The organism is Bartonella sp. AP65SXKL (assembly GCF_042195725.1).
Lineage (GTDB): Bacteria > Pseudomonadota > Alphaproteobacteria > Rhizobiales > Rhizobiaceae > Bartonella.
This window is the reverse complement of record NZ_JBHIOW010000009.1, coordinates 73,439-81,735: the sequence shown is the minus strand read 5'-3', so window position 1 is coordinate 81,735 and position 8,297 is coordinate 73,439. Positions and strand designations below refer to the sequence as shown.

Below are 8,297 nucleotides of genomic sequence, written 5' to 3'. Positions count from 1 at the left end.
GTTTTGCTATTCGTGAAGGTGGTCGTACTGTTGGTGCCGGTATCGTCTCTAAGATCATTGAATAAATAATGCTTGTTAAAGGGGTGTTAAAAGTGTTTTAGTTTTGAGAGTTAGGGGTATAGCTCAGTTGGTAGAGCGGCGGTCTCCAAAACCGCAGGTCGCGGGTTCAAGTCCTGCTGCCCCTGCCAAAGGGGGATTTTACATATAAGGGAGTGGATTTTGCTGCCTTTTTCGCTTTTTTTGATATGGGGCTTGTTTTTTTGTGTGTGAAACGGTATTGAATAGAAAGTAAAGAAATTGCATAAGTCTGAAAGTTGGCTTTTGCATTTTTTCCTGTTTATTTTGTTCTATAAAACACAATAGGACTAGAGAGAGTATAGTGTGACGATGGCATCTAAAACCAATCCGATTACCTTTTTGAAGCAGGTTTATGCAGAAACAATTAAAGTGAAATGGCCTACACGTCGTGAGACGGTTATTTCTACTATTATGGTTTTGTTGGTAACTGCATTGGCTTCAGCTTTCTTTTTTATTGTGGATCAGGTTATGCATTTTGGTGTTTGGCGGGTTATTGATCTTCTGAAATATCTTTTTAGTTGAGAATGTAAGGAAGTGTGACTGTGGCAGCTCGTTGGTATATTGTTCAGGCATATTCAAATTTTGAAAAGAAAGTAGCTGAAGCTATTGATAAGGAGGCAAAGCAAAAGGGACTTGATCATCTTTTTGAAAAGATTTTTGTTCCAACAGAGCGTGTTGTAGAGGTTCGTCGTGGACGCAAAGTTGATACTGAGCGAAAATTTTTTCCTGGTTATGTTCTTGTTCGTGCTGAGTTAACAGATGAAGTTTATCATCTTATTAAGAATACGCCTAAAGTGACAGGTTTTTTAGGGTCGGATGCGCGTCCTGTTCCTATTTCTGATCGAGAGGTTGAGCAAATTCTCAAACAAGTTCAGGAAAGGGTTGAGTCTCCAAAGTCCTCTGTATTGTTTGAGGTTGGAGAGCAAGTTCGCGTTGCTGATGGTCCTTTTGTTTCGTTTAATGGAATTGTTCAAGAGGTTGAAGAAGAGCGCTCTCGTCTTAAGGTTGAAGTGCTTATTTTTGGGCGTCCTACGCCTGTTGATTTGGAATTTGGTCAGGTTGAAAAACTCTGATTAAACTTAGAGTAGTTTTAATTACTTTAAGGAAGGAGTGGGAGGTGATTTATAGCTTTTGTCGGCTTAATGATCCGAACCACGTGACTGCAAGCGGGTAACGGGCAAGATGAATTGTCAGTATACCAGTGAAATTAAAGGCAGATTGTTATGGCAAAAAAAAGTATAGGTCAGCTTAAGTTGCAGGTTCCTGCAGGAGCTGCTACTCCATCTCCACCAATTGGTCCAGCTCTTGGGCAGCGTGGTATTAATATCATGGAATTTTGTAAGGCGTTTAATGCAGCGACACAAGAAATGGAAAAGGGGGCACCGATTCCAGTTGTTATTACGTATTACCAAGATAAGTCTTTCACCTTTTCTCTCAAGACGCCTCCTGTATCATTCTTTTTAAAGAAGGAAGCAAACCTGAAATCTGGCTCAAAAGAGCCTGGTAAAGTGTCTGTAGGAAGCATTTCTCGCGATAAAATTCGTTCGATTGCGGAATCAAAGATGAAAGATCTTAATGCGAATGACATTGAGGCAGCAATGCGTATGGTTGAAGGTTCTGCTCGCTCGATGGGCTTGGAAGTGGTGGGCTAATATTATGGCAAAAGTAGCAAAAAGAATAAAAAATATCCGAAAAGATATTGATTTTAATGAACTCTACGCTTTAAAAGATGCCGTTTCAATGGTTAAGGAGCGTGCCGTTGCTAAGTTTGATGAAACAATCGAAATTTCAATGAACTTGGGTGTTGATCCTCGTCATGCTGATCAAATGGTTCGAGGCGTTGCTCATTTGCCTAATGGAACAGGGAGAAATATTCGTGTTGCCGTTTTTGCTCGTGGGGATAAGGCTGAGGAAGCTAAGGCGGCAGGAGCTGATATTGTGGGTGCCGAAGATTTATTTGAAAGCGTTAATAGAGGGACTATAGATTTTGATCGTTGTATTGCAACGCCAGACATGATGCCTCTTGTTGGTCGTCTTGGTAAGATTCTTGGTCCACGGAGTTTGATGCCGAATCCGAAAGTTGGTACTGTAACACTTGATGTCGCCGGTGCTGTCAAAGCTTCTAAAGGTGGTGCTGTTGAGTTTCGTGTGGAAAAAGCTGGTATTGTGCATGCTGGTATTGGTAAGGCTTCTTTTGGTGTTGAAAAAATCGTAGAAAATATAAAAGCCTTTGCAAGTGCAGTTATTAAAGCCAAACCGCAAGGTGCAAAAGGTGAGTATATTAAGCGCGTTGCTGTTTCGTCGACTATGGGAATTGGTGTTAAAGTTGATCCAGCAACGGTTCGTTCAGAGCTAGTATAAGCTGATTTATAATTTTGTTTTGGGGTATGGGAATATCAAAATTGTATTTAAAATGCTGATTTTGATCAGCTCGCTATCTAAGCTTTATAGGGCTTAGGTTGTACCGGGAGAAATTCCGGAATATCCTGTCCGAGATTGTAGGTGATGCTTTTAAGTATCTTAATCAAAAAAACCTGCATGAGACTGGGGTAAAAACTGAGAGTTAAAAGACTTAAAGGGTTTGAGCCAAGGTTGCCTTTGAACGCTGTGCGTGAAAAAGGGGACAGGATCCTCATCGGTGACATGAAGTATTTTATGTTATCAAAGGTAACCAACAGGTTTGTTTTAAGCAAATCTGTTAAATGGAGAGAGACAGTGAATAGAGCGGAAAAACGCGAATTTGTTACATGGCTTAACGAGGCTTTTCGGAAGTCTGGTTCTGTTGTTGTTGCACATTATTCCGGTCTGACAGTTTCACAGATGAATGATCTGCGTTCGAAAATGGGTGAAGCTGGCGGTGCCGTTAAGGTCGCCAAAAACCGTCTTGCTAAAATCGCTCTTCAGGGCACGGAATCTGAATCGATAGTGGGTTTGTTTACTGGACAAACACTTATTGCTTATTCAGAAGATCCAATCACAGCACCGAAAGTTGCTGTTGATTTTGCGAAAAGCAATGACAAATTTGTCATACTTGGCGGTTCAATGGGTGCAACAAGTTTAACTGTAGATGCTGTGAAGTCATTGGCTTCATTGCCTTCATTAAACGAGTTGCGTGCAAAACTTGTGGGTATGATTTCTACCCCTGCGACCCGTATTGCACAGGTTGTTAATGCCCCTGCTGGTCAGGTTGCACGTGTCATTGGAGCATATGCTCAGGAGGATAAGGCGGCTTAAGGCTGTTTGTATTCACGTTTATGGAAGAGCTTTAATGCTTTTCTGTTTTTTTGAATAAGATTTAATAATGGTTCAAATCTTTTAATTGAAGGAATTTAAAAATGGCTGATCTAGAGAAGATCGTAGAAGACCTTTCTAATCTAACCCTTTTGGAAGCCGCTGAGCTTTCTAAGTTACTTGAAGAAAAGTGGGGAGTTTCGGCTGCTGCTCCTGTAGCTGTCGCTGCTGTTGCTGGTGCTGCTGCTCCAGCTGCTGAAGAAAAAACAGAATTTGATGTTATTCTTGTTGAAGGTGGCGCACAAAAAATTAATGTTATTAAGGAAGTTCGTGCTCTTACTGGACTTGGTCTTAAAGAAGCTAAAGATCTGGTTGAAGGTGCACCTAAGCCTATTAAAGAGGCTGCTTCTAAAGAAGAAGCAGAAAAAATTAAATCTCAACTTGAAGCTGCCGGTGCTAAGGTGGAACTTAAGTAAATTTAATTTTATCGGCGGGCATTTATGTTCGCCGATTTTCTTTCTCTTAATACAAAGAGGGAAAATAATGAGTAAAAAACTTTTCCCAATGGTTTCGTAACAGGAATGGGATAGGTTTGGATTACTTACCCCTTCATCATAGAGTCAAAGAGATAAATGGCTTATGTTGGTGGGGAAAGTTAATGATGCTCATTATTGAGTGTCAAGTGAACTGGTCTGCATATGCAGGTTAATGGTATAAGGCTTTCAAGGTTGGTCTACCTTGAAGAGTAAAGATCAAGGAGCGACGATGGCTCAGACTCACGCAATGATGTCTCAATTCAATGGTCGTAAGCGCGTACGGAAATTTTTTGGTAAGATTCCTGAAGTAGCAGAAATGCCGAATCTTATTGAGGTTCAAAAAGCCTCATACGATCAATTTCTCATGGTTGAGGAACCGAAAGGTGGGCGACCAGATGAAGGTTTGCAAGCTGTTTTTAAATCGGTTTTTCCTATTTCAGATTTTTCCGGTACAGCTATGCTTGAGTTTGTAGGTTATGAATTTGATTTACCAAAATTTGATGTTGAAGAGTGCCGTCAACGTGATTTAACTTATGCTGCCCCATTAAAGGTCATATTGCGTTTGATTGTTTTTGATGTTGATGAGGATACTGGCTCCAAAGATATCAAAGACATTAAAGAGCAAGGCGTTTATATGGGCGATATGCCTTTAATGACGACGAATGGTACCTTTATTGTTAATGGTACGGAGCGTGTTATTGTTTCTCAGATGCATCGTTCTCCTGGTGTCTTTTTTGACCATGATAAAGGAAAGTCCCATTCATCAGGAAAGCTTCTTTTTGCTGCTCGTGTTATTCCGTATCGTGGTTCTTGGCTTGATATTGAGTTTGATGCTAAGGACATCATTTATGCGCGTATTGATCGACGGCGCAAGGTTCCTGTTACTAGTCTTTTGATGGCATTAGGTATGGATGCGTCGGATATTTTATCGACGTTTTATGATAAAGTGACTTATGAGCGTGATGGAGAAGGATGGCGAGTTCCTTATTCTGTGGATCGCTTTAAAGGAATGAAGCTCATTTCTGACCTTATAGATGCAGATAGTGGTGAAGTCGTTGCGGAGGCTGGTAAAAAATTAACAGTTCGTACTGCGAAGTCTTTGGTAGAAAAAGGACTTAAAGCGGTTAAAGTTAGTGAAGATGATTTATTAGGTTGTTATCTAGCCGAAGATATCGTCAATTACGAAACAGGTGAAATCTACCTTGAAGCTGGTGATGAAATTGACGAAAAAGTATTAAAAGTTCTGCTCGATGTTAGTGCTGATCAAGTCAATATTCTTGATATTGATCACATGAATATTGGCGCTTACATCCGCAATACTTTGAAGGTGGATAAAAATGAAAGTCGGCAGGATGCGTTATTTGATATTTACCGGGTGATGCGTCCAGGTGAACCTCCAACAATCGATACAGCAGAAGCAATGTTCCATTCATTGTTTTTTGATCCAGAGCGTTATGATCTTTCAGCTGTCGGGCGTGTTAAGATGAATTTACGTATGGATCTTGATTGTCCAGACACAGTTCGCATTTTACGCCAAGAGGATATTCTTGCTGTTGTTAAGATGTTGGTTGAATTGCGTGATGGACGTGGTGAAATTGATGATATTGATAATCTTGGCAACCGTCGCGTTCGTTCCGTCGGGGAGTTGATGGAAAATCAATATCGCATTGGTCTTCTTCGTATGGAACGTGCGATAAAAGAGCGTATGTCATCGGTTGAAATTGATACAGTTATGCCACAGGATTTGATCAATGCAAAGCCTGCGGCAGCAGCAGTCCGTGAATTTTTTGGGTCTTCACAATTGTCGCAGTTTATGGATCAAACCAATCCATTGTCAGAAATTACCCATAAGCGCCGTCTTTCTGCTCTTGGTCCAGGTGGTTTGACTCGTGAACGTGCGGGTTTTGAAGTCCGTGACGTACATCCTACGCATTATGGTCGTATTTGTCCGATTGAAACACCAGAAGGCCCCAATATTGGTCTGATTAACTCCTTAGCAACATTTGCGCGAGTTAACAAATATGGCTTTATTGAAAGCCCATATCGAAAAATTATTGATGGAAAAGTCACAAAAGAAGTTATTTATCTTTCAGCGATGGAAGAAGCAAAGCATTATGTCGCTCAGGCTAATTCTTCATTAGATAACGAAGGTCGTTTTATAGAAGAGTTTGTTGTTTGCCGTCATGCTGGTGAAGTTTTAATGGCGCCGCGTGATCATGTTGATTTGATGGATGTTTCACCAAAACAGTTGGTTTCAGTTGCAGCAGCGCTTATTCCTTTTTTGGAAAATGATGATGCGAATCGTGCGCTTATGGGATCGAACATGCAGCGTCAAGCAGTTCCTCTTGTACGCGCTGAAGCGCCATTTGTTGGGACGGGAATGGAATCTATTGTTGCGCGCGATTCAGGAGCTGCTGTGAGTGCAAAACGTAGTGGTGTTGTTGATCAAGTCGATGCTACCCGTATTGTTATCCGTGCAACAGAAGATTTAGATCCTTCAAAATCAGGCGTTGATATTTACCGCTTACAGAAATTTCAGCGTTCTAATCAGTCCACTTGTATTAATCAGCGTCCTCTTGTACATGTCGGTGATAGGGTAGAGAAAGGTGATATCATTGCAGATGGTCCATCCACGGATCTTGGTGATTTGGCTCTTGGGCGGAATGTTCTCGTAGCCTTTATGCCTTGGAATGGATACAATTATGAAGATTCTATTTTGTTATCCGAGCGCATTGTTGCTGATGATGTGTTTACTTCAATTCATATTGAGGAATTTGAAGTTGCGGCACGCGATACAAAACTTGGACCTGAGGAAATTACGCGCGACATTCCTAATGTTGCGGAAGAAGCGTTAAGAAACCTTGATGAAGCTGGCATTATTTATATTGGTGCTGAAGTTCAACCAGGTGATATTTTAGTTGGAAAGATTACCCCAAAAGGTGAAAGTCCCATGACGCCGGAAGAAAAGCTTCTGCGTGCAATTTTTGGGGAAAAGGCATCCGATGTTCGTGATACTTCTATGCGTATGCCTCCTGGGACTTTTGGTACTGTTGTTGAAGTTCGCGTTTTTAATCGCCATGGCGTGGAAAAAGATGAACGTGCGATGGCAATTGAGCGTGAAGAAATTGAGCGTTTAGCAAAAGACCGTGATGATGAACAGTCTATTCTTGATCGCAATGTTTATGCGCGCCTCACCGATATGTTGACAGGTAAAGTTGCTGTAGAAGGTCCGAAAGGCTTTTCGGGTAGTAAAAAGCTTGATAGTACAGTAATGGGGCATTATCCGCGATCCCAGTGGTGGCAATTTGCTGTTGAGGATGAAAAGCTTCAAAATGAAATTGAAGCTTTGCGCAAGCAATATGATGAATCAAAAGAAGCATTACAACGTCGCTTTATGGATAAGGTTGAAAAGGTCCAAAGAGGTGATGAAATGCCTCCTGGTGTCATGAAAATGGTGAAAGTTTTTGTGGCTGTGAAGCGCAAAATCCAACCAGGTGACAAGATGGCGGGACGTCACGGGAATAAGGGTGTTGTTTCACGTATTCTTCCCGTAGAAGATATGCCATTTCTTGAAGATGGGACCCATGCTGATATCGTCTTGAATCCGCTGGGTGTGCCTAGTCGTATGAATGTTGGACAAATTCTTGAAACGCATCTTGGTTGGGCATGTGCGGGGATGGGCAAGAAGATTGGTGCTTTGTTAGAGTTATATCAAGAGACTGGGGATATATTGCCGTTGCGTCAGCGTATTGAAAATCTTATGCCTGATGATAATCATAATGAACCAGTTCGTCAGTATGATAATGAAAGCCTTTACAAATTGGCCTTGCAGATGAAGAAAGGGGTTTCAATTGCAACGCCTGTTTTTGATGGAGCACATGAGTCTGATATTAACATGATGCTGGAAGACGCAGGCTTAGATAGTTCAGGGCAGGTTACGCTTTATGATGGTCGTACTGGGGAGCCTTTTGATCGTCCAGTAACGGTGGGATATATTTACATGTTGAAATTGCATCACCTTGTTGATGATAAGATTCATGCGCGTTCTATTGGTCCCTATTCACTTGTTACGCAGCAGCCATTAGGAGGTAAGGCACAATTTGGTGGTCAGCGTTTTGGTGAAATGGAGGTATGGGCGCTTGAAGCTTATGGTGCTGCATACACTTTGCAGGAGATGCTAACAGTAAAATCAGATGATGTGGCTGGTCGAACAAAAGTCTATGAGGCAATTGTGCGTGGTGATGATACATTTGAGGCAGGTATACCCGAAAGCTTTAATGTGTTGGTAAAAGAAATGCGCTCACTTGCTCTTAATGTGGAGCTTGATGATGCGCGTGAACTTATTGCACAGCGGGCATTGTCTGATACGGCAGAATAATAATTCAAGGAGCGCACTAGAAAAGGGCTGCGCTCTTATTACTTTAAGAGGCTCAATAACCTTATTAAGGCTAT

Annotated in this window: 7 protein-coding genes and 1 tRNA gene; all 8 read left to right on the top strand. The window is 41.5% G+C overall.

The genetic code is table 11. The annotated features are described in order from the left end of the window. Positions 1-112: 112 nt before the first annotated feature. The 8 genes from ACFIMP_RS06710 (at position 113) to rpoB (ending at position 8,223) form a co-directional block, all read left to right on the top strand. A tRNA-Trp gene (locus tag ACFIMP_RS06710) sits at positions 113-188 on the top strand. 199 nt (positions 189-387) lie between these two features. Then, positions 388-600, top strand: a complete 213-nt coding sequence (gene secE / locus ACFIMP_RS06705) for a preprotein translocase subunit SecE (protein ID WP_273790652.1) — start codon at positions 388-390, stop codon at positions 598-600. Between the two features lie 20 nt (positions 601-620). Continuing rightward, complete coding sequence (gene nusG / locus ACFIMP_RS06700) at positions 621-1,151, top strand: transcription termination/antitermination protein NusG (protein ID WP_273790740.1); 531 nt, start codon at positions 621-623, stop codon at positions 1,149-1,151. A gap of 150 nt (positions 1,152-1,301) precedes the next feature. Further along, a complete protein-coding gene (gene rplK / locus ACFIMP_RS06695) occupies positions 1,302-1,730 on the top strand; it encodes a 50S ribosomal protein L11 (RefSeq protein WP_273723157.1) in 429 nt (142 codons plus the stop codon). 4 nt (positions 1,731-1,734) lie between these two features. After that, complete coding sequence (gene rplA / locus ACFIMP_RS06690) at positions 1,735-2,439, top strand: 50S ribosomal protein L1 (RefSeq protein WP_375613460.1); 705 nt, start codon at positions 1,735-1,737, stop codon at positions 2,437-2,439. Between the two features lie 354 nt (positions 2,440-2,793). Next, entirely contained in the window at positions 2,794-3,312 is a 519-nt protein-coding gene (rplJ, locus tag ACFIMP_RS06685) for a 50S ribosomal protein L10 (protein ID WP_012755027.1), read from the top strand. Between the two features lie 101 nt (positions 3,313-3,413). Next, positions 3,414-3,785: a 50S ribosomal protein L7/L12 gene (gene rplL, locus ACFIMP_RS06680; protein ID WP_273790654.1), complete on the top strand. Its 372-nt coding sequence runs from the start codon at positions 3,414-3,416 to the stop codon at positions 3,783-3,785. Between the two features lie 289 nt (positions 3,786-4,074). Beyond that, positions 4,075-8,223 (top strand): DNA-directed RNA polymerase subunit beta, encoded by a 4,149-nt coding sequence (gene rpoB, locus ACFIMP_RS06675; RefSeq protein ID WP_375613462.1) that lies wholly within the window; start codon positions 4,075-4,077, stop codon positions 8,221-8,223. Positions 8,224-8,297: the final 74 nt, after the last annotated feature.